The sequence below is a fragment of the Chamaesiphon sp. OTE_8_metabat_110 genome (assembly GCF_031382685.1).
GTDB lineage: Bacteria > Cyanobacteriota > Cyanobacteriia > Cyanobacteriales > Chamaesiphonaceae > Chamaesiphon.
Genome location: NZ_JANMZA010000183.1, coordinates 1 through 24,809, shown reverse-complemented (window position 1 = coordinate 24,809; position 24,809 = coordinate 1). Strand labels below are relative to the sequence as shown.

Genomic DNA, 24,809 nt, shown 5'->3' with positions numbered 1-24,809 from the left:
CGTCGGACTATTGGGCGATGTCGGGCTGACAGGGGGCAACTGACTATCGGGTGTGGATGGGCTATTTTGAGCCACCGTTGGCAGCATAGCAGTTAAGTTTACCGCACCAAACATACCGACGGTAGCTAAGAATATATAACTGAAACGAAGAGATTTCATGGTTGAATAAATACTAAAGGTTGGATAACACAGACGATCGCCAGCATGAGCTTAGCGATCGTCTAAAAATGGAGTTGAAGCTATAACGGGTGGTGACTTTTTAGCAATCGTAACCACCCAAAATAATTAGATGCTTAATGCTTACTAAACACGATATCTTTAGAGCAAATCAAGTTTATCGCTCTAAAGATAGACATCACATTGTCATCGGTAATAGAGGAAATTTAGTTACTCACATCTTGCTCCAAGCAAGCGCGTCAAAACCGTACTATTCACTATTCACTATTCACTATCCACTATTCACTATTCACTATCCACTATCCACTAAAACACTAGTAATTTTGTTTTGATGCAAGATATGAGTAATTACGATCGAGACTTTAGTTTGGGCTGCTGGATTTTCCAAGTCACCGCTGAAATAAAATTGGTAGTCATGTGTGCCACGATCGGAATGAACAAGTTACCAGTTTCGACCATTGTATATGCCAATAACATGCCGACTAGCGTTGCCCAAACTGCATACGGCCATTGTTGAACATTGGTCATGTGCAATACTCCAAAGCACAGAGACGATAACACGATCCCGATCGGATCTAAGCCGATCGCAGGTAACATCACACCGCGAAATAACAACTCTTCACTCAATCCCGGCAACAACCCCAACCAAATCGTATCGGGGAGCGCGAGCGGTTTGAGCACCATTGCTAGATAAAGATCGGCACTTTCGCGATAAGCCGCCCACGCCGCGTACACGATCGCGCTCAAACCAGTCAATCCCAACCCTAGAGCTAAACCAAAACCCACATCGCTAACTGTCACCGACAGCGGACGTAACTGAAGATCGCCCAAGTACAGCCACAGCCTAGCTACTCCAAATAAAATTATCGCAGTCACCGCCATCGCGATCAGAATTTGCATTCGCGATAGCGGTTCGATTTCAGGATTGTGCGAGTTACTCATCTTTTAGAGGGTAGAGGGTAGAGGGTAGGGGTAAGAGGTAAGAGGTAAGAGGTAAGAGGTAAGAGGTAAAAGGTAAGGTGGAAGAGGTGATTTTAGTTAAATTAACGAGAACAGGAGGGTTAAATCTCCATCCTAAAAACCTAATTAATAATTAATTATTAATTATTAATTAATTCAACATTCTTGGAGTCGATCGATTTGGGGGTAGAAAGTATCGAGGCTCATCCCGGCGCGATCGATTGTAATTACACCAATTGCTTCTAAGTACGATCTTACCGCAATGGCTCGAATCCCGATCGCTTCAGGCGGTACAGCCATCCGCGTGTGATTTTCCGCCACTGTGATAATTTTAGCTTTGGTCGAATTGGCAAAACTAATTAGTCCACTACCCCCACAGGCAGATGCGGGGATAATTACCGCATCGACTTCATCGTGCCAAATACCCTGCTCTGAGTGTGGTTTAGTTACAAATTGGGGGGCGCGGCTCAATCCGACTAATACGCAGGGGAGAAAAGTATAGCCCAACTCTTCCGCCGCCGAGCGTGGTGAAATCTCTGGATCGATCGGGAGTGGGGACAGCGCCGGGGCATGAGCGCAAGGTACTTTAAAAGTGCGGACGATCGTGTGGCTGATGACGGCTTCCGCTCCAGCTAAGGGATCTACCCCCGTGCCATGTCGATAATCGTGTAAGATCGTCCCCCCAAGATCGTCAGGAAAGCGGGCGATAACAGCGATCGCCTCTGCACCTGCGACATTAATCGATTTATCCACCGCTCGCAACAGGCTGTCTGGCTGCTCGATCGTCCCCCAGGAGGCTCCAGAAGACGCCGTACGCAGCTTTACCTCTAAGGGCATATCCGTGACTACATAGTCGGTTAAATCCAATCCTAGCGTGGCTCTAGCGGCATCGGCGGCTTGGAGATGGCGGACGCGCAAATCCTCCGAGATGCCGCGATCGAACACGATGCCGATTCGATTGCGCCTTACTGGTTGCAACCCCCAGCTACCTGCCGCAAACTTATCGAGGGCGTAACCCTCGACATACAACGCATTGGGCATACTCCAATACAATTGTGCCCCATTCATCACATTCGGATGGGTTATCAGTCGATCGCAACTCGCCGCCACTGCTCTGGCGATCGGCAGCGCATCCCCAGCATACCCACCCATTGCGGCACCGATGCCAGTAGGGACGATCAGCGCAACTGTATAAGGGCTGGACATAAAAATTATTACCTTGAAAACGATCGAGATCTGCCCTATCTATAATCGGGTAAATGCTCGATCGATTCAACCTTTTGGGATGGGAGATGGGAGATGGGAGATGGGGAGAGGGGGAGACTGGGTGACTAAACTGTCAATCTGTCTCAATCGGACGTTGCTGAATTAGGGTATGACTTTGGATCTTTTCTGTACAAACTGATTCCTCTCTCCTCCCAACTCCCAACTGTCTTGAAAAGGTGCTCTACTTGGGGAAACACCAAGACCGCACTTTTCGCTCCCAACTACCAACCTTATCACTAGCAGTTTCATACTTCGATCCAGCAACGCCCTCAATCGTACTCGTGTTCGAGGATAGCTGGCATTAGTACTGTATCGATCGTATGAATGACGCCATTATCAGCGAGGATATCGGTTTGATTTACCAAGGCATCATTGATATGTATCTTGCCGTTCGCTCGCTTGATGGCCAGAATCGAGCCTTCCATTGTCGGTGCTTCATCGATCTCTGCCAAATCCTCAGCTTGGACATTGCCCATGACGACGTGATACAGCACGATGCGTTTGAGTTTGGGGATATTTTCAAATAAGGCACTGCGATCTGCTGATGGCAACTTCTCAAAAGCGGCATCCGTGGGTGCGACGATTGTAAACGAACCTTCACTATCGAGCGTATCTTCTAGTTCTGTTGCCTGAATTGCTTTTAGCAATATTTTAAAGTCGCCAGATTTAGCAGCGGTTTCTAACAAATTAGCCATGCTTACTTAGATTTAAAATATAGTATGTATGCGCACAGTAAACAAGATCCCCGATCGAGTCAGAAAATACATCGTCCAAAGGATATAGAGTGAGTGTTTCGCCGATCGTTTGTGCTGTAGATACACTGTCAATCTTGAAATTTTCGGGCTAAAATATCGCAGTAATTGTCTGAATTAATACGGCGATTGCGATCGATGGCAGCAGCGAGTTGATATAATATGTATCGCGGTCGAGTATCACTATAAAGCGGTAGCTCCCAAATAATATCGCTAGGAAATTTTTGGCTATGTCCGACATCCATTCAACATCACACTCACCACAATTACTGTTAGCCAGTGTCTTAGGGATGGTAGAAACTGGCGATGGTGATTTTGGGGCGATCGAACATTTGGCTTTCGCTAGCAGCGATCCTGAAAGTGTAGACTTAACGATCGAGCGACTATCACTCCATCCACAGGCAAAAAAAGCGTTTGCAAGTCGGACGCCATTGGCACCGATCGATCTGGCAAAACTCCAGCAGTTACCAACCAATACCTTGGGATATTGCTATGCCGCACACATGCTCGACAACCACCTCAAACCATTACAGTCACCACCAGCCGCAACCGAGCGACAGTTTTTGGGCACGCATATTACCGAGACTCACGATCTCTGGCACACTGTTACTGGAAGTAAGACGGATATCTACGGCGAAATTCAGCTCGAAGCATTTTATGTCGCTCAGCTAGAGGTATCCAAATTTTGGCTGGCGTTACTAACTAAAAACCTGCTCAAGTCGTTACTTTACGATCTCGACGCGGCGACGAGCTACATGGAAGCAATTACCAACGGCTGGACGATGGGCAAAACAGCTCGCTCTTTATTTGGGGTAGATTGGGACGCTTTATGGGAAAAGCCGATCGAGGAGGTACGTGCTAATTTAAATATTGTTGGTGTTGCTGAATTGAAGTATGAAGCATAGATTTTGCCCTCACCCCCAACCCCTCTCCCAAGCTTGGGAGAGGGGATCCAGAGCCGAAGGCGAGGGCGGGACTGAAGAGCAAATCATACCTTAAATCAGCAATGCCACATTGTTGATGTTTAATTTAATGCCAGATGGGAGCGATCGGCACGAGCGATTTAAGCTAGGAAGTGAAAATTGGCGATCGAGAAATGGTTATCGATTATTGGCATTGGTGAAGCGGGGTTAGCAGATTTGAGCCAATTGGCACGGGGATTTGTCGATCGAGCCACGTTAGTTGTCGGCGGCAAACGTCATCTCGCCATGTTAGCGGAAACGCATTCGGCGCAAATGGAGTGGACATCGCCGATTGAAAACTCGATCGCCACATTGCTCAAATATCGAGGTACCCCAGTCTGTATCCTGGCTAGCGGCGATCCGCTCTGCTATGGGATCGGGGTAACGCTGCTGCGATATGTCTCGATCGCCCAGATGACGATTATCCCCGCGCCATCGACGTTTAGCCTTGCTTGTGCGCGGTTGGGCTGGTCGTTGACGGCAGTAGAAACCCTGAGTTTATGCGGACGCTCGCCCGATTTTTTAGCAGCGATGCTCGCGCCGAATGCGAAGTTATTAACCTTGAGCGCGGGTGCCGAGACTCCTCAAATCGTTGCTGATTTATTGACACAGCGCGGTTATGGCGATAGTCGGCTGACAGTTTTAGAACATCTCGGCGGACGCGAACGGATAATTTCGGACATCGCCAGATCTTGGCCGAAAACGGACGTAGCCGCCCTGAATATCATCGCGATCGAATGCCGCATCGATGCCGATCGCACCCCCTTAAATCGCCTGCCAGGGCTGCCTGAGAGTGCCTATCACCATGACGGACAACTGACAAAACGCGAAGTCCGGGCGATAACCCTTGCCGCACTCGCACCGCTGCCTGGAGAATTATTGTGGGATGTGGGTGCGGGGTGTGGATCGATCGGGATCGAGTGGCTGCGAAGTCATCCCCGCTGTCAGGCGATCGCGATCGAGCAACACGCTCAGCGGTTGCAATTTATTGCCGATAATATGTCAGCACTAGGTACGCCGCACCTCCAACTCGTCCAGGGCACAGCGCCCGCCGCCTTGGCAGATTTAGCGACGCCCGATGCCATTTTTATCGGTGGTGGCGTAACAGTTCCGGGCTTACTCGATACCTGCTGGACGGCATTGCGATCGGGTGGTAGATTGGTCGCTAATGCGGTGACGATCGAGAGTGAGCTACAGTTGTTACAGTGGCAGCAGCAAGTTGGGGGCGAACTAACGCGGATTGCCATTCAACGGACGCAGACTATTGGGGGCTTTTTGGGTTGGAAACCGCTCAATCCGATTACTCAGTTGGTGGTGAAAAAGGAGAGCGGTGCCGATTTGAGGTGACTTCCCGGTCGTGAGTTTCATACCCTAAAGCCTAAAGCCTAACACCTAGGTTTACTGATATCGCTCCAGAAAATCTAAAGCCTGATGCTGGAGTTCATAATAGTCTTTGGATGCTCGCAGTTCGTGGCGATCGCGCGGACGGGGCAGCGGAATGTTTAGAATTTGACCGATCGCGGCACCAGGGCCATTGGTCATCATCACTACTCGATCGGACATAAAGATTGCTTCATCTACATCATGGGTAATCATCATCACTGCTTGAGGATGCTGTCCCCAAATTTCCAGGACATCCTGTTGCAATTTAGGGCGAGTCAAGGCATCTAGTGCCCCAAAGGGTTCGTCCAGGAGGAGCATTTTCGGACGAGTGGCTAGGGCGCGGGCTACTCCTACCCGCTGCTTCATGCCACCCGAAAGTTCGTCGGGATATTTTTCGGCAGCAGCCGTGAGCTTCACCATCTCGATGTGCTGATTCACGATCGAAATCTTGTCGGCTGGACTGGCAGTTTTGTACACTTCATCTACTGCCATGCGGATGTTTTCGCGGACGGTGAGCCAAGGCAATAAGGCATAGCCTTGAAACACCATCATCCGCTCTGCGCCGGGTTTGCGAATTGCTTTACCCTCTAGAGTGACTAAACCCGATGTGGCTGGTTCTAGCCCTGCCACAATGCGGATCAGGGTAGATTTGCCACAACCGGAGTGACCGATGACCGAGACATATTCTTGCGAACCGATCGTCATATTAATGCCATTGAGCACGACAAACGGACTGCCATCGGGTTTTGGATATACCTTGACGACATTTTCGATCGTCAGAAAAGACTCAGTGTTAGCTGGATAAGCGTGATTGGGGTCGATCGACTGGATTGAGGACATCATTAACTGCTCTTGGGTTCAAAGATTGACCGATTTAGGCAAAGAAAAAGGATTGGGGGGCGTTGGCGCGAATTTCAAAGCTGTTGAGGTAGGCAACTGGATCGCTCGGATCGAAGGATTTGCCATCGATAAAAGCAGTGCTTGGCTCGACCTTATAATCTTCTGCCGGACATTGAATGCCCATCTCGGCGGCAATTTCTCGATACAAGTCCGTTTTCCAGGCTTGACGGGCGATTTTGTCCGCGTTTTTGGGAAATTCGGCGACCTGCCCCCAGCGAGCTGCCTGGGTCATCAGCCAGAGGCTTTGCGACTGCCACAGGAAGGTGGAGTGGTCGTGGGAAATCGTCGCACTGGGCAGATCGTAGAACAGGGTTGTCTCTGGGCTATTGGTGATGCGGGGTCGATCGTCAAATCCGCCGTAGTTGAAGTTGCCCACAATTCCCGGGCGAGTATATCTAGTACTTGCGCCAGTAAAAGAGCGTTGGGAAATAATCTGGGCGACCTCTTCCCGATTGGCAGGGTTGCCGCAATATTGACAGGCTTCGATCGTCGCTTTGACTAACGATCGATAGGTCTTCGGATAGTCCTCAATGAAGGATTCACGCACGGCGAGGAGGCGGTCGGGGTGTCCCTGCCAGATTTCTCGCCCTTGAATAAAGGTAAAGCCAATCCCTTCATTCCCCGAAATAGCGCGGGTATTCCACGGTTCGGCCACCATGTATGCTTCCATCGCTCCGATGCGGGTATTACTCACCATTTGTGGCGGTGGCGTAATAATCAGCCGCAGTTGACGCAGTGAGTCAATGCCCACTGCCGCCAGCAAGTAGCGGATAAAGTACTCGTAAATTGCCGAACTCTGAACCACTGCCCACACGCGATCTTCAGCGGGAGAATTTTGCCAATATTTGCGGAGATCGCGACCAAACGCCTCCAGATCGCCACCATAGTTGTGCCAAGGTCTAATCCCACTCTCCCAGAGTTGGCGATTCATCGTCAGGGCATTGCCGTGGCGATGAATCGTCATCGCCGCACAGAGGGGAAAATATTTTGCGCCTTCTGCACCCATGCGGGCATTAGTGACTGCGCCAGAGACCACGGGTGAGGCATCTAAACGCCCGAAGATGATGCCGTCGCGAGAATTGCCCCAACTGGCTTCTCGACTGAGCGTGACGTTTAAGCCATATTTGCGAAAAAAGCCTTTTTCCCAAGCAACGGCGAACGGAGCGCAGTCGTTAACGGGAACGTAGCCGATCGTCAGGTTAGGCTTCTCTAGGCTGGCAGGGTCGATAATTGGCTGCACAGCAAGGGCTGCTGCTGGCACCCCCGCTGGGTTGCGAGTGAGTTGTTGACTACAGCTAGCAAAGGCGATCGCTGAAGCAGTACCGATCCCTTGCAGGAAGGCTCGTCTTGTCCGCCGTGTATCCATATAAGTCTCCAAAGCTTAAGAGCGCAAAGGGCGGCGCGTAAATATTGTTTGTAATTTCGCAAGGGCGTAATCCAGAATCAGACCTGTTAACCCAATTACAAACACCGCTAAAAACACCGAACTCACGTTCAGGCGGTTCCACTCATCCCAGACAAAAAAGCCAATCCCCACGCCCCCTGTGAGCATTTCCACCGCCACGATCACTAGCCAAGCAATGCCCATGCTAATGCGTAAGCCTGTGAAGATGTAAGGTAAACTGGCAGGCAGCACGATCTTGACCAGTTGTTTCCAGCGGGGCATTTCTAAGACCTGTGCTACTTCTAAGTACTCTTTAGGAACGTTGCGGACACCTTCGGCAGTATTAATGATCGTAGACCACAGCGAGGTAATAAAAATCACGAAAATTGCTGACGGTTCCGCTGCATTAAAAATCGCTAGCGCGATCGGCAGCCATACCAGGGGAGAAACAGGCTTGAAGAGCTGAATCAGGGGATTTATGGCGAGCCAAGCATAACGCGATAAGCCAATCCAAATTCCCACCGGAATTGCGACTACAGCCCCCAGCACAAACCCAATGCAAACTCGTCGCAAACTAGCCAAAAGTAGCCATCCCAGCCCAATATTTCCCGGGCCGCGATCGTAGAACGGATGTAAAATAAAATCTAAATTCTTCAGCAGTGCCTCTGGCGGCGTTGGCATCATTTCCTGCCGGGAGAGGGCAATCAGCCACCACACCGCGATCGTCCCGACAAATCCAGCTATGGGCAGTAAGATATTTGCCCTAAATAATCCCCGCAAATGCTTGACGGCGGCAGCATTAGTATTAACAAATAAACGCTTCAATATCATGAGTGGCAGCACCTTGTTTCAAAATGGCTTGTCTCCAAGTGGACTGACGCAACTCCAAGAGTCCAAATCAGCATCTTGTTGAAACCTGCACTACCTGTTAGAGACGCGATCGCGTCTTAACTTCAGAGCGATCGCTCCAGACAGCCCGCCCTCAACGCTGACGAGGTTAGCTAGCGGGCTAGGATCGAGAGATATCCTCGTTCAGGATATCACACTGAAATTCGCCCCTGTACTCTTGAAACCGAACTCGGTGCATGGGGGTTGCTATCTGGCGATCGACAGCAGCAGCATAGATTAAAAAATCTAGCTCAGAGACAGGGCAAATAAAACGCGATCGGTAGCAGCCTCAATCCTAGCAGGTGGGGTATTTCACAAAAGTTCATCAGCTAGATCGAAATTAGCCGTCACAGCTTGAACGTCATCCAAAGCTTCCAGCACCTCGATTAGTTTGAGTAGCTGCCTACTCTGCTCTGGATCGTCCACTAGCACTGTCGTTTGTGGAATCCACCGCAACTCCGCATCACTAACTTTGAAACCCTGTGCGCACAGCGTCGTGTTGAGATGTTCGAGATTTGTCGTCGTCGTAAAGACTTCTGCTCCCGGCTGCTCATCATCATCGAGCAACTCATATACATCCGCACCACCCACTAGAGAGGCTTCCAATAGCTCATCCTCATCGACACTCCCGACGATCGTACAAACGCCCTTGAGGTCGAACATCCACCCCACACAGCCCATTTCTCCCAGATTACCGCCCCGCTTGACGAATGCCGATCTCAGATCCGCCGCCGTGCGATTGCGATTGTCTGTCAGTGCTTCGACGATGATGGCGACACCGCCAGCGCCATAGCCTTCATAGCGGATTTCTTCGAGTTGGGCACTATTGTCGAGCGTCCCGGCACCCTTGGCGATCGCCCGATCGATGTTATCGTTGGGAATACCTGCGGCTTTAGCTTTTTCGATCGCCGTTCGCAGTTGGAAGTTACCGTCGGGATCGGGAATTCCATTGCGAGTGGCAACGATAATCGCGCGTGATAGTTGGGTAAATGTTTTCCCGCGCACAGCATCAACTCGTGCTTTCTGTCGCTTGATTGTTGCCCATTTACTATGACCTGACATATGAATCGATTAGCTACTAAAGTTGGAATTTCGATTGCTCTAATTTTACTCGTAATTATCGCGGGATGTACGCCTACACAGCTCGATGTTAATGGGGTGACACATTTGACTTTATGGCATGGCATCAATCCCCCTCCCAATCGCGATGTTTTTCAAAAGTTAGTCGATAAGTTCAATCGCGACCATCCAAATATCGCAGTGGAGTCGCTGTATGTCGGTCAATCCGATCGTCAATTACCCAAAATTCTCGCGGCGATCGTCGGTGATGCCAAGCCGGATTTATTCTGGTTTGGGCCGATGTTAACCGGACAATTGGTCGATCTCGATGCGATCGAGCCGTTAGATAAATGGTGGCAACAATCGGCTATTACCAAGGATATCGATCCGGCTTTACTGGGTTCGATGCAGTTTGAAAATCATTTGTGGTCGATTCCCTTTGGCACGAATAATATTGGCATATTTTATCGCCCGAGTTTATTTGCAGCGGCTGGAATCGAGAATATCCCGACTAATTGGTCGGAATTAAAAGCTACTGCCAAACAACTGACTCGCGATACTGATGGCGATGGTAAAATCGATAAACATGGAATGATTTTACCATTAGGTAGGGGTGAATGGACTGTCTTTACCTGGCTACCATTTATGTGGAGTGGCGGAGGCGAATTGAAATTTGGTAAAACCACCACGATCGACAATCCCGGCTCGATCGCCGCCCTGCAATTATGGCAAGATCTCCTTCAAGATGGTAGTGCGATTTTATCCTCGCCAGAACGCGGTTACGAACTCGATAATTTCCTCACGGGTAAAGTTGCCATGCAGTTAACTGGCCCGTGGACATTCGGACAATTAGCCGGAATGAAAGTAACTGATTATGCGGTGATGCCGATTCCGGCTGGCACTCGATCGGCAACAAGTATGGGCGGTGAAAGTTTATTTATGATGAAAAACAATCTCCATCATCAGCAAGCCGCTTGGGAATTTATGGAATATGTTTTGAGTCAAAATTTCCAAACTCAGTGGGCATTAGGGACGGGTTATTTACCTGTCAATCTTAAATCTCGCACCGAATCTAGCTATCGCGATTATGTAAGTAAAATACCTGCGGCTCAAGTATTTTTAGACCAAGCTCGGGATGCCAGATCGCGACCGATCGAGCCTGGATACAGTCAGATTTCCGAACAGCTCGGCAGCGCGATCGAATCAGTTTTGTTAAATAAAAGTTCGCCTCAAGCTGCACTCAAAGCCGCTCAGTCAAAATTAGATTTGAGCCTAAATTAATACAATCTTTTTTGGCGATCGAGCTAGGTAATAAATGTCGTCATCTAGCTAATTATGGGCGATCGGTAGTCAATCTAGTAGTGATGTTATCGAGCGAGTATTAAGTTCTTTAGCTCTGCCTAGCACGATTTCATAATGTATGTTACATTGTTTTGAAATCATCACCCATACACTGAAAATTTCAGATGTATCGAACAATGTGCGCCAATTGAATACTTAATAGTAGGTATGAAAATTGGAGGCTAATAGTTTTCGAGACACCGTAAGTTAAGAGAGGAAGTAATCGTGTTAGGAAATGAAGTTAAATATTTTATCAAAGATGTTATTCGCAATCCTCGCAGCGGCATAGACTGGGCGGGGACGAGAGTAGCTTATGCCCTGAGATGGAAAAAAGTTCCCTTTCTACCAGTCGCGATCGATATCGAGCCGAATAATACCTGCAATTTTAAATGTACGCACTGTCAAGTAACTTATTGGGATAAAAAACCAGCTTATTTTAATAGCGAAATTTTCGTCAAAGTCCTCAAACAAATCCCTAACTTGATGAAAGTTAAGCTGCAAGGGATGGGCGAACCCTTGCTTAACAAGCAATTGATTCCGATGCTCCAAGCTGGCGAACAGCAGGGCGTCCGGATGCACTTTCATACCAATGGCAGTATCAGCGATCCGATTAAGGCTAATCAATTAGCGCAACTCGATCGTACTCATATTACTTACAGTATCGATGGTGCGACTGCGGGAACTTTTACGCAGATGCGTCCGGGTAGCCGTTTCAACCAGATTGTTGAAAATATTCAGATGCTAATGAGCAAGCGTAGATCTGGGAGCAATCTGCTAGTCTCCGCGTGGACGGTAGTAACTCAAAAAAATGTCCATGAGTTGCCGCAAATTATTCAACTAGCCAAGAAACTCGGACTCGATTTCATTGCTATTCAACCTTATCTCACGAGCTGGGGTAAAGAAGATATGGAGTCCCATACTAATGATATTCAAGTAACCACAGCATCAGACACTTTTGCCTCTCAATTAGCCACCGCCAAAGCCACAGCAACCGATGCAGGCATCGACCTAATTGTCAACGAATACAGTCGCTTTTGTCGCGACAAACCCTGTGCATGGGCGTGGAAGAGTGCCTTTATTGCCGCCAATGGGGACGTGGTACCTTGCTGTGTCGTTGCGGACTCGGATGTCGTGAAAATGGGTAATGTCTTCGAGCAAGATTTCAAAGAGATTTGGAATTCATCAGCCTATCAAGAACTCCGAGAGCAAATTATCAACCACGATTTACCCGAATACTGTAAAAATTGCTATGTAGATCCCTAGCTCCACTACGATTAAATGGCACTTAGCAATCCAATTAATAATTATTAATTATTAATTAATTTAAGTCTCTACCACATGAGTCTTCAATCCCACCACATCGAGATCGGGAGTTTTGCCAACTATGTAGATGGCGATTTCAACTTCGCCAACGCGGAAAACTGCTACATCAGTGAGATTAGTCTCGATCGCGTGGTGTAACTCAGTATAGCGCTGCACTTGCGCCAATTCAGCCGCTTCATACCAGTCTTCCACCGCCAGCACGGGTGTAAACAGATCGGCGAGAGTTATTTGCTCGATCGAGAGATCCGGTGCGAGCTTGCTAAATAGCGCTGGAGGTGTGATGTCAACGCCGCGTTCCCAAGTGACAATTTCAAATGGATAGTCCGACTCACTCGACCAGAGTAAATCTGCGGTAGTCTGTTTGAAGAGATTGAGAATTTCTGCTGTTGGCACGATCGCGGCGATTTTAAAGATGGGAACTGAGCATCATCAGGCGCTCTGGACGATCGAGCCTGTTTCCAACTGTGGACGATCGAGTTAGAACGCTGACAGTGAGAATGTATTTACATTAGCAGGTACCTGTCAATGGCGATCGAACGCAATAATTACCTTTGTCCGGCTCGATTGGTTCGATTCATAACTAGTTGCGAAAATGTCGGTAGTCGGTGGGCATACTAATAGAGACAACATCAAAAATTTGGATCCGAGATTCGCCGCCACTAGCCGACGGCTCAAATATTTAGCGGCACATCTGTGACAGCCATAATTTCAACAATCTTCTACCACAATCAGCATATGTCCGAACTCGATATTAATTTACCCAGTACTCGCCAAACCCAAGGCTTAGTTAAAGACAAAATTGAGGTGTTGATTAAATTATTGACTGGTGACACCTTTGTCGGCAGAATTATCTGGCAAGATCCCGATTGCTTATTTTTTACCGACGGGAACGATCGCAAGACCTTGATTTATCGTCAGGCGATCGCGTATATTCAACCTCAGTAGCGGCGAATTGTCAACTAACCTCCCGATCGCCGATCGCTTCGGCAATCGCTTCGAGCATCGACAGTGGTAGCATCGGGATATCAATTTCGCCCCGTGTCACTTGCTCGAACATATTTTGTTCTTCAACCGAACCAACCACCAGGCAACTATCACCCATTTGGAAGGCGGTACCGCCGTTGGGGTAATCGATCTGCGTCCCATTTTCCCGCTGAATTGCGACGATCGTCGCACCTGTTAGGGGACGAATTTTCGCACTCGCGATCGAGTTCCCCAACAGTGGCGAAGTCATCGACAATCGATGCCAGCGGCGATTCATCCCCAGGGTAGCCGCGCGGATATCTTGGGATACTCGATCGATGCTTCCTTCCGGACGCAATTCTAAATAGTGAGAATTGCGAATGGTTTTCACCTGTCGTTGGATCTGGATCGTCGGTAAGCCGATTTTGACGAGTAGGTGAGTTGCCATTTCCAAGCTGGCTTCAAATTCTGGCTGCACGACTTCACTACCGCCTAATTGGTAGAGTAGTTCGATATCCTGATATTGATTTGCCCGGACGACGATATCGAGTGCGGGCGAAATCTCCAGCGCGTGTTTGAGACACAACCGCGTACTCATCGCATCGGGGAGAGCAATTACCATCGCCCGCGCTCGATCGAGTCCGGCTCTCGTCAGGACGGGGATACTGACAGCATTACCGTAAATATACGGAATTCCTCGATCGCGTAATTGTTGAATTGCCGCTTCTGATTGATCGACTACGACAACCGGGACATTTTGCTCGGCGAGGATGGTTGCCAAATTCTGTCCCGTCCGTCCAAAACCACAAATGACGATCGGCGGCTCTAGCGGTACGTGTTCTGTGACCTCTAGCGGCGGTTCTCCCGGCTGAAACCAGCGATCGAGTGCTGGGACGGTCTCGATCCAATTAAACAGGCTGGGAATCAATCTGAGGATAAATGGGGTGACTACTAAAGTTAGCGCCGTCGTTCCCAACAGCAATAAATATACTCGCCGCGATACCAAACCCAGACTGCGCCCTTCACTCGCGAGGACGAAGGAAAATTCTCCAATTTGGGCTAGTCCCAAGCCAGCAATCAGCGCCGTTTGGAGCGGATAACCAAACAGCTTAACTAGTGGCGTAATAATCGCAAACTTGCCGATAAAGACGATCGAAACCAAGCCCAAAATCAGATCCAAATTTTCCCACAAGAAGAAAGGATCGATCAGCATCCCAATCGCCGCAAAGAATAGCGCCGCAAAGATGTCTCGCAGCGGCTCCACGTAGGCTAAAGTCTGATCGGCATACTCCACCTCCGAAATCATCAAACCAGCGACGAACGCCCCCATTTCGATGGACAGTCCCAAATAGGCAGTCACTAAGGCAATCCCCAAACACATGGCGACGATGCCGAGCAAAAATAATTCGCGACTCTCCGTACTCGCCAGTAATCTTAAAAACCGAGGCACGACCCAAATCCCGATAATCGTTGCCCCGAGCGCAAATAAACCGATTTTCAGTGCCGCCTGAAGTACGGCAATGCCGATTTCGGCTGGCGGTCGATCGAGTGCGGGTAATACTGCCAACATCAATCCCAAAGCTAAATCCTGAACTACCAATATCCCCAGCATTACCTGTCCGTGCGGCGTGGCTGTCTCATTGGATTCCATCAGCGATTTGAGGACTACTGCCGTTGAAGACAAGGACAAAATCGCCCCCAAAAAGACTCCCTGTTGGGGTGTTGCTACCCAGCCCACACTCACCGAAATGACGGTAGTGACTAAGATCGTCAGCAGAATCTGTAAGCCACCACCACCGAGACTGATTTTCTGGACTTTCCGCAGCTCGGAAAATGAAAACTCTACACCCAGGGCAAATAGCAAAAAAGCCGCCCCAAATTGTGCTAGAGTCTCGACTTGGATTAACTCTTTAATCAATCCCAATCCCGTCGGGCCGACGATCGCCCCACCCACGATATAACCTAGTAAAGCAGGCTGTTTGGCTAGTCCTGCCAGTATCCCCCCCGCAGCAGCAGCCGCCAGTACGCATACCAAATCTACGATCAGCCGAAAATCTTCTAACACTAGATTTTGATGATTATAAAATTTTTTAAATTAACTTAATGTAAGTTAACTTCTAGGATACCGAGTTTTGCCAATCTATGGGAACAGGCAGCGCGATTTTGGGTACTTGAAGATCTAGTCAGAAATTTTAGATTTGAGAGTCTTGCGCCTTTTAGCGCAGAGAAGCTCAAAGGCTCGATCGTCAAATATGGACAGAGTAGATCCAGAGACTCACAAGGGGCACTCCGACCAGCCCTCACCCCGCTTTCGCCTCCGGCTCTAGCTCCCCTCTCCCAAGCTTGGGAGAGGGGTTGGGGGTGAGGGCTGGAGGATTAGTAAGTACCCTAGATCTGAGCTAACCCGATCGAACCGCCCTGCTAAGTTATCGTATTAGAATTATGAAAATCACCACATCGCATCTACCATTTCTACAGCAACTAGCTAGATCGCCGTACAACTGGCGATCGATACTCCTAAGCGCCTTTACCCTAGCGATCGTCTTATGGTCGGCTGTCGGCGCTAATGGCGCGCCTAGTGGTACCAAAGTTAGCCCCACCAGTCCTCGCTTGGGTGAGACATTAGTCATAGATATCAGTGCCCAGACTCCCACTACTACCACCAAAGCCGCAGTTCCCACCGTCAAACTCGGCAGTAAAACTTATCCAGTGTTCGGTGTGGGCAAAGACCGCTTTCGGGCGATGATTCCGACTACCCCATTGGAAAAACCCGGTACGCGCGAGGTGACGATCGCCAACAATACTGGCAGCACGATCGTCAAAATCCCTGTTGCCGATCGCAAATTCCCCATCCAGCGGATTAACTTCGCTCCTGGCAAAGCTGGTATCGAAGCGACGGCACTAGAACTCAAGCAAGTAGCCGCTTTAAAAGCTACTGTCAGTTCGGTTAAATACTGGGATGGGAAATTTATCGCTCCCAATCAGGGGAAAACTAGCTCGCCCTATGGCGTCAAGCGCTACTATAATGGCGAATTTGCCAAAGATTATTACCATCGCGGCTTGGACTACGCTGGGGGATTAGGATCGCCAGTCGTGGCTCCAGCGGCGGGAAAAGTGGTATTAGTCGGTTATGAAAAAAAAGGTTTCCGCGTTCATGGTAACGTTGTCGGTGTCGATCACGGTCAAGGATTGACTAGTATTTTCATGCACTTGAGCAAAATCTCAGTCGAAGAGGGGCAGATGCTCGCTGCTGGCGACCAGCTTGGCGCGATCGGTTCGACGGGATCTTCGACTGGGCCGCATTTACACTGGGGTTTATACGTTAATGCTGTCTCTGTCGATCCCGTGCAGTGGCGATCGACCGCGATCGAGTAGGATCGAGGACAGAAGCGATACCTAATGCTTGTACTGGGATGGTGGGTGGCGCTCTCCATCCCTTTATTTTGCCAGATCTATGCGGATTGTTTCTCTTGTACGATTCTGGGGGAATAATAAATGTAAATAGTAGTTGGCAAGCATCAGTAATTTGGAGTTTGGGTTTGAGCTACTGGCTTATAAGTACCCTACGCCAAGATCGATGGAGCATCGAGTGCCGATCGCGCTTACTACTGACAAGTTATTTAAATTGTTTCTAAATGATGAATATCCAAGCAATCGTCGAACATGCTGTAGATGAAGGCTATCTTACTCCAGCGATGGAAGCAGAGGTAGGGCGGATCTGTGATAGTGCGGCTGAGTTATCAGTAGAAGAGTATATGGCACTCGATCGACTGATGGGGGCACTACTCGCTGGTGAAGTCGTCACCGTACCGCGCAAGCAGTTTATCAATGTGATGGAAGAGTTGGTCATCACCGAAACCATCGCCCAAATTACGGCAATCGAACTAAATAACGATGTTCAATTAGATGTCGGCGACATTGCCGCCTATGCGCTCAATAGATTACCGCCTCTCTATGCTACTACCGAGGAAGGCGCTAGCTATCAACGCGATCGAGCCAAGAAAGAACTGCAAGACTTGATTACGCAGCAAGTAGAGTCGGCGATTACCCAAAATCTCAATCGTCCCGAATTTTTCCCCGAACGCCAAGCAATTGCCAAACCCACTGGTGATGAAGTTGTCAAGCAAGTTAGCACCCTTCTCCAAGCTTACGCGCCACAATTTGAATCCCAACCCCATCCTGTAGGAGCTGTTAACTAGGACGACTACAGGTTTAATGAAATGCCCTAATTGTCAATCCACTAGAATTCGTAAGCATGGCTTTTATCGAGACAAACAACGGTATCAATGTAAAGATTGCGCCCGTCAGTTTGTCCAAACACATAATCCGTATCTGCACGATCGCCCGAGTACTGGGGTAGAAGATAATATCGATCGCTACCTTACCGCTATCTCTACCCCGGCTCCCGATTTACTGCTCCAGCTCCAACAAGCAATGGTCGAATATCCGCTCGCCCAAATGCAGCCAACCCTGGCACAAGCTCAATTAATCGCCCTCTTGGTGCGATCGAGCCAAGCGCGGCGGGTGCTAGAGCTGGGAATTTTTAGCGGTTGTGCGACTTTGGCAATTTCCTCAGCCCTGCCTCCCGACGGACAATTAATCGCTTGTGGTGTTGCTGGCAGACATCTCGATGTCGCTCGCGACTACTGGGAACGCGGTGCTGTTACTAGCAAAATCGATTTTCAGATCGGCAGTGGGCTAGAATTGCTCGATCGACTCGCTACTTCCACACCGATCGAGTCTTTTGACCTAATCACGATCTCTGGTCTTAAATACCAGTATCCATCTTACTACCACCGCGCGATCGAGCTATTGCGTCCCCAAGGATTACTAATCGCCACAGATGTCCTCTGGCAAGGGCGAGTCCTCAATCCCACTACCTACGACGATGAGTTCACCCGAGGCATCGAGCTATTCAACCGCGAACTGGTTGCCGATCCGCGTGTGAATGTCTCCGTACTGCCGATCGGAGATGGACTGTCGATCGCGATTAAGCTGTAATTGCTGAGGTCTTTACTCTCGATCGAGATCCAAATCAAAAAGCCGTACCTATGTGAGGTACGGCTTTTTGATATATTTGGTGGCGGAGACTGGATTTGAACCAGCGACCTTCGGGTTATGAGCCCGACGAGCTACCAGGCTGCTCTACTCCGCGTCGTTTGTTTGCTTTTTTGCCAACTCAACTAATATAACATGACTTTTAAATAAATAGCAACTAGCAATCGCAAATACTTTTAGACGATCGCGCCAAGCTGGGACTTCTTACGAGAGATCGGCAATCTAGCGATGCACAAGTGCTTAAAAAATCTTAAAATCTGTAAAGATACATCAAACAAACCAGAAAATATAGATATGCGGGTTGCGATTGTTGGTGCGGGATTAGCAGGCATGGCTACGGCAGTCGATTTAGTCGATGCGGGACATGATGTAGAGATATTTGAATCGCGTGCCTTTGTCGGCGGTAAAGTCGGTAGCTGGGTGGACGATGGCGGCAATCACATCGAGATGGGACTGCATGTCTTCTTCAACAACTATGCCAATCTCTTCGCCCTGATGCAGCGGATCGGTGCGACTGATATCTTTTTACCCAAAGAACACGTCCATAATTTTGTCAATGCTGGCGGGGATATCGGGAAGCTCGATTTTAGATTTTTTCTCGGTGCGCCTTTTCACGGCTTAAAAGCATTTTTCACCACCGAACAACTGACGATCGTCGATAAGCTTCGCAATGCGCTCGCTCTGGGTACTAGTCCGATCGTGCCGGGACTAGTCAGCTATGAGACGGCGATGAAGATGATTCGCGAACTCGATCGCGTTAGTTTTGCCGATTGGTTTAGATCCCACGGCGGTAATAATCATAGTCTGCGCCGGATGTGGGATCCGATCGCCCTCGCGCTAGGCTTTATCGATACCGAAAATATCTCCGCCCGGTGTATGCTGACGATCTTTATGATGTTTGCGTCCAAAACCGAAGCATCGAAACTGAATATGTTAGTCGGTTCGCCAGCCGAGTACCTGCACAAACCGATCGTGGCTTATTTAGAATCAAAAGGGGCAAAAATTCATACGCGTCGCCAGTTACGGGAAATTAAATATACAGGCGCGGGCGATGATATTCACATTGATGGCTTTGCGATCGCTAACGGTGAAAATATCGAAACGATCGCCGCTGATGCCTACGTCTGCGCGTGTGATGTGCCGGGTATTCATCGCATTATACCAGCAGAGTGGCGCAAGTCTACATTTTTCGATAATATCTTCAAACTCGAAGCCGTCCCCGTCGCCACCGTCCAACTGCGCTTCGATGGTTGGGTGACAGAAATGCAAGACAAAGCCGAACGCCAGCAATTAGACCACGCTGCCGGACTCGATAATCTGCTCTACAGTGCCGATGCCGACTTTTCCTGCTTTGCGGATCTTGCGCTCACCAGTCCCGCAGACTATTATCGAGAAGGTGAAGGCTCGCTCCTCCAAGTAGTCCTAACCCCTGGTGAACCATTCATTCCGATGAAGAATGAAGATATCGTCGAGCATGTCCTCGAACAGGTACACACCCTCTTCCCCTCCGCCCGCGAACTCAATGTCACTTGGTCGAGCGTCGTCAAACTCGCCCAGTCCCTCTATCGCGAACGACCCGGCATGGATCCGTTCCGCCCCACCCAAGCCACCCCGATCGATAATTTCTTCCTCGCTGGTAGCTATACCGCCCAAGACTATATCGATAGTATGGAAGGCGCAACAATTTCCGGCAAACAAGCAGCTACTGCTATTCTCGATCGGTTTAGAGGATAGAGGGGAGAGGGAATAGGGGATAGGGGATAGGGATTAGGGATTAATTAGAAACAGGGATTTTACCTCTTACCCATTACCCCTTACCTCTTACCTCTTTCCCCTATCCCCTATCCCCTAACACCCATGTCTGAATGGTTAGAACATAGCGTTCAAGTTGAAGTTGCTGCCCCGATCGAGCATGTGTGGAATCTGTGGCATAATATCGAGCTGATGCCGCGCTGGATGAAGTGGATCGAATCGGTCAAAATCGTCGAAGACAATCCCGAACTCTCGCGGTGGAAGCTAGCGACGAAGACTCTAGAATTTACCTGGCTATCCCGAATTCTTCAGGAAATTCCCCATCAAATCATTCAGTGGGAATCGGTCGATGGGTTGCCCAATCGCGGGGCAATTAGATTTTACGATCGCAAGGAGTCGAGCATTGTCAAGCTGACTTTTACCTATGAAGTACCAGGTATCTTGGTGCTGCTGATGAATAATGATTTTGTCCGCAATGCTGTGGATGGGACGCTTCAGGCAGATATGGATCGATTTAGGGATTATGCGATGAACGAATTGGCGACTAATCCGGTTAATCCGAATACTGAAGATCTTCCTTAAGCTACTGCTATTGGCTAACATTTTTCTACCGCGATCGAAATACCTGCTGGGTACTCGATCGTTATTTGCTGCTCGATTCTCGTTCCGTAAGCGCAAAGCGCAGGCGTTGCCAACGCGAAGCGTCTGCCTGCGCAGAGAGGCTCCGCCAACGAGCAACTCTAGACTTAGAGCTAACCATAGACATTCCCGTCAGGCATGATGGCACCCGTGAGTACCGCACCAATCAAGCGCACGGCAATTTTGCCGCCTACTCTTACCCTAGCGCCTGTGAGATCGGCACCACTGAGATCGGCACCGCTAAAATCGGCGCCAATGAGGTTAGCATCGCGCAGGTTAGCGTTAGCGAGATTCGCCTGAAATAAGTTAGCCCTAAATAAGTTGGCTTTTTGAAGATTGGCACCCTGTAGATTTGCGCCATGTAAGAACGAATCTTGAAGATCGGTATTACTTAAATTCGCATTTGTCAAATTACGCCCGGAGAGATCCCGCTCGTTGAGACAACTCCCGCTCCAATCGACACCGCTAAGATCCGGGCGTTGCGGCGGGGTTCTAGCAGGTACTCGCGATTGTTGCTGGCGATTTGACAACCGCGTAGCTGGCGATTGCGGATAGCGAGATTCGGTCGTTCTGACAGGCTGGGAGGGCTTAGCTGCTTGGGGTTGTCGGACTGTGCGTGTTTCTTGCGAACGTGCGGACGTGCGGCGGGGTTGCTGGCGGGGGGAGCTTTGATAAGTCGATCCTCGATCGGGGACATGAGCCGATCGAGCCGCTGCGCCCGTCCCATTGGTACTATTATTGACACTGCTATTATTAGCTTGATATTCGCGGAGCTTATCGCGAGCGTTGTTGATTTCTTGAAGTTTAGCGTGGGCTTTTTCTTGCAGGCGGGGGCTATCTTGCGGCAACCTGTCGGGGTGCCAAACCAATGCCAGATCTTTATGTGCCTGGTTCACCTCTTCAAGTGATGCCCCAGGCTCTAAGTCGAGTGCTTTATACCAACACTGTAGATCTTCATTCATCTATCTAAAGTAGCACTGCTGCTGGCGAAGGTGGCTGCACTCATAGATTAAATTAATATTCTTTATAGGTAGCGATCTGCTACACTCAACACATTCGCTATAGATGCTGACGGGCGATCGTCGATCGTTACTTCTATTTAGCATCGCTAATTTGAGTTGAAGTCTTTCACTTTGCCAAACATTTCATTTCCTAGAAACCAATGCCCAAAGCCTAAAGCCTATTGCGGATGAAAATAACTATAGATTTCACTAGCTGTCTGCGCCCCAATCCCTGGCGCTTTGGCGAGATCTTCCACACTAGCAGCGCGAATGTAATCGATCGAGTGAAAATGCGCTAGCAGTTGCTTTTGACGATAGCTGCCCAATCCGGCAATATCATCTAGATAAGAGCGGGTTTGCTTTTGGCTGCGCTGCTGGCGGTGGAAGGTAATCGCAAAGCGGTGGGACTCATCCCGCACGCGGCGTAGCAATTGTACGCCGGGTTGTTCGGCTTCTGTCGGTAGCGGCAAAGTCTCGCCCGGTAAGAAGATTTCTTCACGCTGTTTTGCCAGACTGATAATCGACATTTTATCGGCTAAATTGAGTTCTTCCAGGACATTCATTACCGCAGATAGCTGTCCTTTCCCGCCATCGATCAGTACCACGTCGGGGAAGTCAGTACTGTCAGTATTTACACCGCCAGCATATTTACGAAAGCGGCGGCGGGCAATTTCGGCATGACTGGCATAATCATCGGAATGTCCGATCGTAATCTCTGGATTTTGGATCTTGTAGTGCCGATAATATTGCTTGGCAGGTACGCCGTCGATAAATACCACTTGCGATGCCACGGCATTCGAGCCTTGGATGTGGGAGATGTCAAAACCTTCAATCCGGCGCGGCATTTCTGGCAAGCTGAGAATTTCGGCGAGATCTTCGAGTGAGTTGAGATTGCGCTCAGATTGGCGCTGAAGCCGCGTTAGCTCGTGAACGGCATTTTTCTCGACCATCTCGATTAGCTCGGCTTTAAGCTGCCGCTGGGGGTTGACGATCGTCACTTTGCGACCTTTGAGATCGCTTAAATAACTTGCGAGAATATCACCGTCGGGGAGGGGATGTTGCACCAGGATTTCGGCGGGGATTTCTACAGAGTCGGCAGTGCGATAGTGTTCTTCCAAGACGCTTTGGAGGATCGCACCGAGATCTTCGGGTGAGGGATCTGCGGTTTCGATCGCGCTGAGGGACTGCACTTGGGCGGTGAAGCCCAATCGTCCGATCAATTTGCCCGCCCGGATCTGAAATAGCTGCACGCAGGCAGTCTTGCGATCGGCGGCGAGGGCGATCGCGTCGCGAGAGACGGTATCGTTAGGGAGAGCGACTTTTTGCTCGGCATTGAGCGCCGCCAGGTTGTTAAGTCTGTCGCGGATCGTGCCAGCTTGCTCGAAGTCCAGTCGCTCAGACGCTTGCTGCATTTGCGTCGCGAGGGTTTCGAGTAGTTCGCCAGTGCGACCTTGAAAGATCATTGCCACTTTCTCGACAGTTTGATGGTAGTCTTGGGGTGCAATCATGCTCTGACAGACACCAGGACAGCGACCGAGATCGTAATTTAGACAGGGACGATCTTTAAATAACGGCTGAGGGCGTTGCCGCAGCGGAAATGTCCGCTTGATTGTATACAGGACATTGCGGAGTAGATGAGCGTCTGTATATGGGCCATAATATTTATCCTTACCTCTACCAATCCGGCGATTGCGCGTCATCAGGATCCGGGGATAATCTTCCGACCAGGTAATCAGGATATAGGGATATTTTTTATCATCCTTGAGCAGCACGTTAAAATACGGCTGATGCTGCTTGATCAGATTGGCTTCTAATGCTAAGGCTTCAGCTTCGGTATCGGTAACGATAAATTCAATCTCGGCGACCTGGCGCACCATCATCGCAATCCGAGGGGAGTGATGGTTGCCATCGCGAAAGTAAGAGCGGACGCGGGAGCGAAGTCTTTTGGATTTACCGATATACAAAATGCGATCGGTCGCATCCCGCATAAAGTAAACTCCAGGTTCGGGGGGAATTTCTTTGAGTCGCTGTTCGATGTTCGGAGTCACAGACGCAGAAATATCGAGGTGTTCTTCTAGCACGGATAGTTACCTTCAGCAATACCGATCGTCACAATATAAGCATTCTTACTGAATAAATATAACATTGCTAGCTGCTGGTATAGAACGATCGCCGCTGTACGGAGATCCTCACTGGGTTTGAGGGTGGGATTTGCCAAAAATATCGCCCCGCGATCGATAAACTTATTCGATCTCATCGGTTTGGCGCGACCGAATTACGTTTAAATGCGGATACGAGTACCTAAAGTCACAGTGTTAGAATGTGAGGGAGTTACACACAATCCCCCGCAGTAAAGCATTATGGATGAAATTGCACAATATTGGCTAGTACTAAAACGTCGTTGGTTGCCTGCTACGTTAGTCTTTGCACTTACTACAGCAGTAGTAACAATCTGGACTCTCAATCAAACAGAAATCTTCCAAGCCAAAGGACAGGTAATCCTCAAAAAAACCAATAGAACTAGTGCCTTATTGAGTAGTGCCACCAATGTCGCTGGCGGCGGGGGAATTGGCGAACTAGAGGGTCTGACTGGAAGTACACCAGTTAATACTCAAGCGGAAATCCTTAAGTCCTTGACGACGATCAAGGGCGTACTAAAAGAATTAACAGCAGGTAAATACGCGAATAGACCAGCAGAGCGTAAACGCCTAGAAAAATTTACAGATAAGACCGAAAACTTCGTGCAGCAACTCAAGGTGAGCACGATTAAAGGTACGGATATTCTGGAGGTGAGCTTCCAAGATCCCAGCAAAGAATTGGCAAGAGATGTCGTTGAAAAAATCATGGAAGTTTATATCCGTGACGACCAAAAAAATCAGCGGTTAGAAGCTGAAGCCGCCCGGAAGTTTGTGGCGATGGAACTACCGAAAATTGAAACTGAAGTCAAACGAGCCGAAAACGATCTGCGCTTATTTAAAGAGCAGTTTAACGTTGTCGATCT

Annotated in this window: 22 protein-coding genes, 1 tRNA gene and 1 pseudogene; 11 read left to right on the top strand and 13 right to left on the bottom strand. The window is 49.2% G+C overall.

Features of this window, described 5'->3' with window-relative positions; all coding sequences use genetic code 11:
- Positions 1-525 precede the first annotated feature (525 nt).
- The 3 genes from RMO52_RS06640 to RMO52_RS06630 form a co-directional block, all read right to left on the bottom strand.
- Complete coding sequence (locus RMO52_RS06640; protein WP_310412119.1) at positions 526-1,119, bottom strand: CPBP family intramembrane glutamic endopeptidase; 594 nt, start codon at positions 1,117-1,119, stop codon at positions 526-528.
- Positions 1,120-1,293: 174 nt separating this feature from the next.
- On the bottom strand, positions 1,294-2,343 hold the full coding sequence (locus tag RMO52_RS06635) for a DUF3326 domain-containing protein (protein WP_310412116.1): 1,050 nt from the start codon (positions 2,341-2,343) through the stop codon (positions 1,294-1,296).
- Positions 2,344-2,672: 329 nt separating this feature from the next.
- Positions 2,673-3,098: a fasciclin domain-containing protein gene (locus tag RMO52_RS06630; RefSeq protein ID WP_309743300.1), complete on the bottom strand. Its 426-nt coding sequence runs from the start codon at positions 3,096-3,098 to the stop codon at positions 2,673-2,675.
- Positions 3,099-3,385: 287 nt separating this feature from the next.
- On the opposite strand from RMO52_RS06630, the gene RMO52_RS06625 reads away from it, so the two are divergent.
- On the top strand, positions 3,386-4,060 hold the full coding sequence (locus RMO52_RS06625) for a Coq4 family protein (protein ID WP_310412112.1): 675 nt from the start codon (positions 3,386-3,388) through the stop codon (positions 4,058-4,060).
- A gap of 183 nt (positions 4,061-4,243) precedes the next feature.
- Positions 4,244-5,464 (top strand): precorrin-6y C5,15-methyltransferase (decarboxylating) subunit CbiE, encoded by a 1,221-nt coding sequence (gene cbiE / locus RMO52_RS06620; RefSeq protein WP_396134909.1) that lies wholly within the window; start codon positions 4,244-4,246, stop codon positions 5,462-5,464.
- A gap of 51 nt (positions 5,465-5,515) precedes the next feature.
- Here the strand turns inward: cbiE and RMO52_RS06615 are convergent, their stop codons facing one another.
- The 4 genes from RMO52_RS06615 to RMO52_RS06600 form a co-directional block, all read right to left on the bottom strand.
- Positions 5,516-6,340 carry an ABC transporter ATP-binding protein gene (locus RMO52_RS06615; RefSeq protein ID WP_309738561.1) on the bottom strand — a complete coding sequence of 275 codons (825 nt, stop codon included), beginning with the start codon at positions 6,338-6,340 and terminating at the stop codon, positions 5,516-5,518.
- A gap of 34 nt (positions 6,341-6,374) precedes the next feature.
- A complete protein-coding gene (locus RMO52_RS06610; RefSeq protein WP_310412108.1) occupies positions 6,375-7,766 on the bottom strand; it encodes a CmpA/NrtA family ABC transporter substrate-binding protein in 1,392 nt (463 codons plus the stop codon).
- Positions 7,767-7,781: 15 nt separating this feature from the next.
- Positions 7,782-8,615, bottom strand: a complete 834-nt coding sequence (gene ntrB, locus RMO52_RS06605; RefSeq protein ID WP_309738550.1) for a nitrate ABC transporter permease — start codon at positions 8,613-8,615, stop codon at positions 7,782-7,784.
- Between the two features lie 369 nt (positions 8,616-8,984).
- A complete protein-coding gene (locus tag RMO52_RS06600) occupies positions 8,985-9,734 on the bottom strand; it encodes a YebC/PmpR family DNA-binding transcriptional regulator (protein ID WP_310412105.1) in 750 nt (249 codons plus the stop codon).
- On the opposite strand from RMO52_RS06600, the gene RMO52_RS06595 reads away from it, so the two are divergent.
- Both RMO52_RS06595 and RMO52_RS06590 read left to right on the top strand, forming a co-directional pair.
- Complete coding sequence (locus RMO52_RS06595) at positions 9,735-11,012, top strand: ABC transporter substrate-binding protein (RefSeq protein ID WP_310412102.1); 1,278 nt, start codon at positions 9,735-9,737, stop codon at positions 11,010-11,012.
- Positions 11,013-11,297: 285 nt separating this feature from the next.
- Positions 11,298-12,335 (top strand): radical SAM/SPASM domain-containing protein, encoded by a 1,038-nt coding sequence (locus tag RMO52_RS06590; RefSeq protein ID WP_310412099.1) that lies wholly within the window; start codon positions 11,298-11,300, stop codon positions 12,333-12,335.
- Positions 12,336-12,395: 60 nt separating this feature from the next.
- Here the strand turns inward: RMO52_RS06590 and RMO52_RS06585 are convergent, their stop codons facing one another.
- A complete protein-coding gene (locus tag RMO52_RS06585) occupies positions 12,396-12,788 on the bottom strand; it encodes a nuclease A inhibitor family protein (RefSeq protein ID WP_309738557.1) in 393 nt (130 codons plus the stop codon).
- Between the two features lie 300 nt (positions 12,789-13,088).
- On the opposite strand from RMO52_RS06585, the gene RMO52_RS06580 reads away from it, so the two are divergent.
- Positions 13,089-13,340 (top strand): Hfq-related RNA-binding protein, encoded by a 252-nt coding sequence (locus tag RMO52_RS06580; protein WP_309738559.1) that lies wholly within the window; start codon positions 13,089-13,091, stop codon positions 13,338-13,340.
- A 10-nt stretch (positions 13,341-13,350) separates the two neighbouring features.
- Here the strand turns inward: RMO52_RS06580 and RMO52_RS06575 are convergent, their stop codons facing one another.
- Positions 13,351-15,423 (bottom strand): cation:proton antiporter, encoded by a 2,073-nt coding sequence (locus tag RMO52_RS06575; RefSeq protein ID WP_310412096.1) that lies wholly within the window; start codon positions 15,421-15,423, stop codon positions 13,351-13,353.
- Positions 15,424-15,800: 377 nt separating this feature from the next.
- On the opposite strand from RMO52_RS06575, the gene RMO52_RS06570 reads away from it, so the two are divergent.
- From RMO52_RS06570 to RMO52_RS06555, 3 genes are all read left to right on the top strand, one after another.
- Positions 15,801-16,733, top strand: coding sequence for a M23 family metallopeptidase (locus tag RMO52_RS06570; RefSeq protein ID WP_310412092.1), 933 nt, complete (start codon positions 15,801-15,803; stop codon positions 16,731-16,733).
- 263 nt (positions 16,734-16,996) lie between these two features.
- Positions 16,997-17,557: a late competence development ComFB family protein gene (locus RMO52_RS06565; RefSeq protein WP_309745153.1), complete on the top strand. Its 561-nt coding sequence runs from the start codon at positions 16,997-16,999 to the stop codon at positions 17,555-17,557.
- 16 nt (positions 17,558-17,573) lie between these two features.
- Positions 17,574-18,359 (top strand): SAM-dependent methyltransferase, encoded by a 786-nt coding sequence (locus RMO52_RS06555; protein WP_396134908.1) that lies wholly within the window; start codon positions 17,574-17,576, stop codon positions 18,357-18,359.
- 77 nt (positions 18,360-18,436) lie between these two features.
- On the opposite strand, the gene RMO52_RS06550 is transcribed toward RMO52_RS06555, so the two are convergent.
- Positions 18,437-18,513 (bottom strand) — tRNA-Met (locus RMO52_RS06550).
- A gap of 197 nt (positions 18,514-18,710) precedes the next feature.
- Here RMO52_RS06550 and zds point away from each other — a divergent pair.
- Both zds and RMO52_RS06540 read left to right on the top strand, forming a co-directional pair.
- On the top strand, positions 18,711-20,150 hold the full coding sequence (gene zds, locus RMO52_RS06545) for a 9,9'-di-cis-zeta-carotene desaturase (RefSeq protein WP_310412089.1): 1,440 nt from the start codon (positions 18,711-18,713) through the stop codon (positions 20,148-20,150).
- Between the two features lie 123 nt (positions 20,151-20,273).
- A complete protein-coding gene (locus RMO52_RS06540) occupies positions 20,274-20,750 on the top strand; it encodes an SRPBCC family protein (protein WP_310412086.1) in 477 nt (158 codons plus the stop codon).
- Between the two features lie 170 nt (positions 20,751-20,920).
- Here RMO52_RS06540 and RMO52_RS06535 read toward each other — a convergent pair whose 3' ends face one another.
- The 3 genes from RMO52_RS06535 to RMO52_RS06525 form a co-directional block, all read right to left on the bottom strand.
- Positions 20,921-21,769: a pentapeptide repeat-containing protein gene (locus tag RMO52_RS06535; RefSeq protein WP_309740825.1), complete on the bottom strand. Its 849-nt coding sequence runs from the start codon at positions 21,767-21,769 to the stop codon at positions 20,921-20,923.
- Positions 21,770-21,987: 218 nt separating this feature from the next.
- Positions 21,988-23,856, bottom strand: coding sequence for an excinuclease ABC subunit UvrC (gene uvrC, locus RMO52_RS06530; protein WP_310412082.1), 1,869 nt, complete (start codon positions 23,854-23,856; stop codon positions 21,988-21,990).
- 26 nt (positions 23,857-23,882) lie between these two features.
- Positions 23,883-24,065 carry a hypothetical protein gene (locus RMO52_RS06525; protein WP_310412079.1) on the bottom strand — a complete coding sequence of 61 codons (183 nt, stop codon included), beginning with the start codon at positions 24,063-24,065 and terminating at the stop codon, positions 23,883-23,885.
- 103 nt (positions 24,066-24,168) lie between these two features.
- Between RMO52_RS06525 and RMO52_RS06520 the strand changes: the two are divergent.
- A pseudogene (locus RMO52_RS06520) lies at positions 24,169-24,809 on the top strand (hypothetical protein); the annotation flags it as partial.

What these genes read in the sequence shown, in the direction of transcription:
- RMO52_RS06570 (WP_310412092.1), top strand. Translation starts at nt 15,801, where the DNA reads ATGAAAATCACCACATCGCATCTACCATTTCTACAGCAACTAGCTAGA.
- RMO52_RS06630 (WP_309743300.1), bottom strand. Translation starts at nt 3,098, where the DNA reads ATGGCTAATTTGTTAGAAACCGCTGCTAAATCTGGCGACTTTAAAATA.
- RMO52_RS06600 (WP_310412105.1), bottom strand. Translation starts at nt 9,734, where the DNA reads ATGTCAGGTCATAGTAAATGGGCAACAATCAAGCGACAGAAAGCACGA.
- RMO52_RS06615 (WP_309738561.1), bottom strand. Translation starts at nt 6,340, where the DNA reads ATGTCCTCAATCCAGTCGATCGACCCCAATCACGCTTATCCAGCTAAC.
- RMO52_RS06610 (WP_310412108.1), bottom strand. Translation starts at nt 7,766, where the DNA reads ATGGATACACGGCGGACAAGACGAGCCTTCCTGCAAGGGATCGGTACT.
- RMO52_RS06565 (WP_309745153.1), top strand. Translation starts at nt 16,997, where the DNA reads ATGAATATCCAAGCAATCGTCGAACATGCTGTAGATGAAGGCTATCTT.
- RMO52_RS06540 (WP_310412086.1), top strand. Translation starts at nt 20,274, where the DNA reads ATGTCTGAATGGTTAGAACATAGCGTTCAAGTTGAAGTTGCTGCCCCG.
- RMO52_RS06525 (WP_310412079.1), bottom strand. Translation starts at nt 24,065, where the DNA reads ATGAGATCGAATAAGTTTATCGATCGCGGGGCGATATTTTTGGCAAAT.
- RMO52_RS06555 (WP_396134908.1), top strand. Translation starts at nt 17,574, where the DNA reads ATGAAATGCCCTAATTGTCAATCCACTAGAATTCGTAAGCATGGCTTT.
- zds (WP_310412089.1), top strand. Translation starts at nt 18,711, where the DNA reads ATGCGGGTTGCGATTGTTGGTGCGGGATTAGCAGGCATGGCTACGGCA.
- ntrB (WP_309738550.1), bottom strand. Translation starts at nt 8,615, where the DNA reads ATGATATTGAAGCGTTTATTTGTTAATACTAATGCTGCCGCCGTCAAG.
- RMO52_RS06535 (WP_309740825.1), bottom strand. Translation starts at nt 21,769, where the DNA reads ATGAATGAAGATCTACAGTGTTGGTATAAAGCACTCGACTTAGAGCCT.
- RMO52_RS06640 (WP_310412119.1), bottom strand. Translation starts at nt 1,119, where the DNA reads ATGAGTAACTCGCACAATCCTGAAATCGAACCGCTATCGCGAATGCAA.
- RMO52_RS06595 (WP_310412102.1), top strand. Translation starts at nt 9,735, where the DNA reads ATGAATCGATTAGCTACTAAAGTTGGAATTTCGATTGCTCTAATTTTA.
- RMO52_RS06625 (WP_310412112.1), top strand. Translation starts at nt 3,386, where the DNA reads ATGTCCGACATCCATTCAACATCACACTCACCACAATTACTGTTAGCC.
- RMO52_RS06635 (WP_310412116.1), bottom strand. Translation starts at nt 2,343, where the DNA reads ATGTCCAGCCCTTATACAGTTGCGCTGATCGTCCCTACTGGCATCGGT.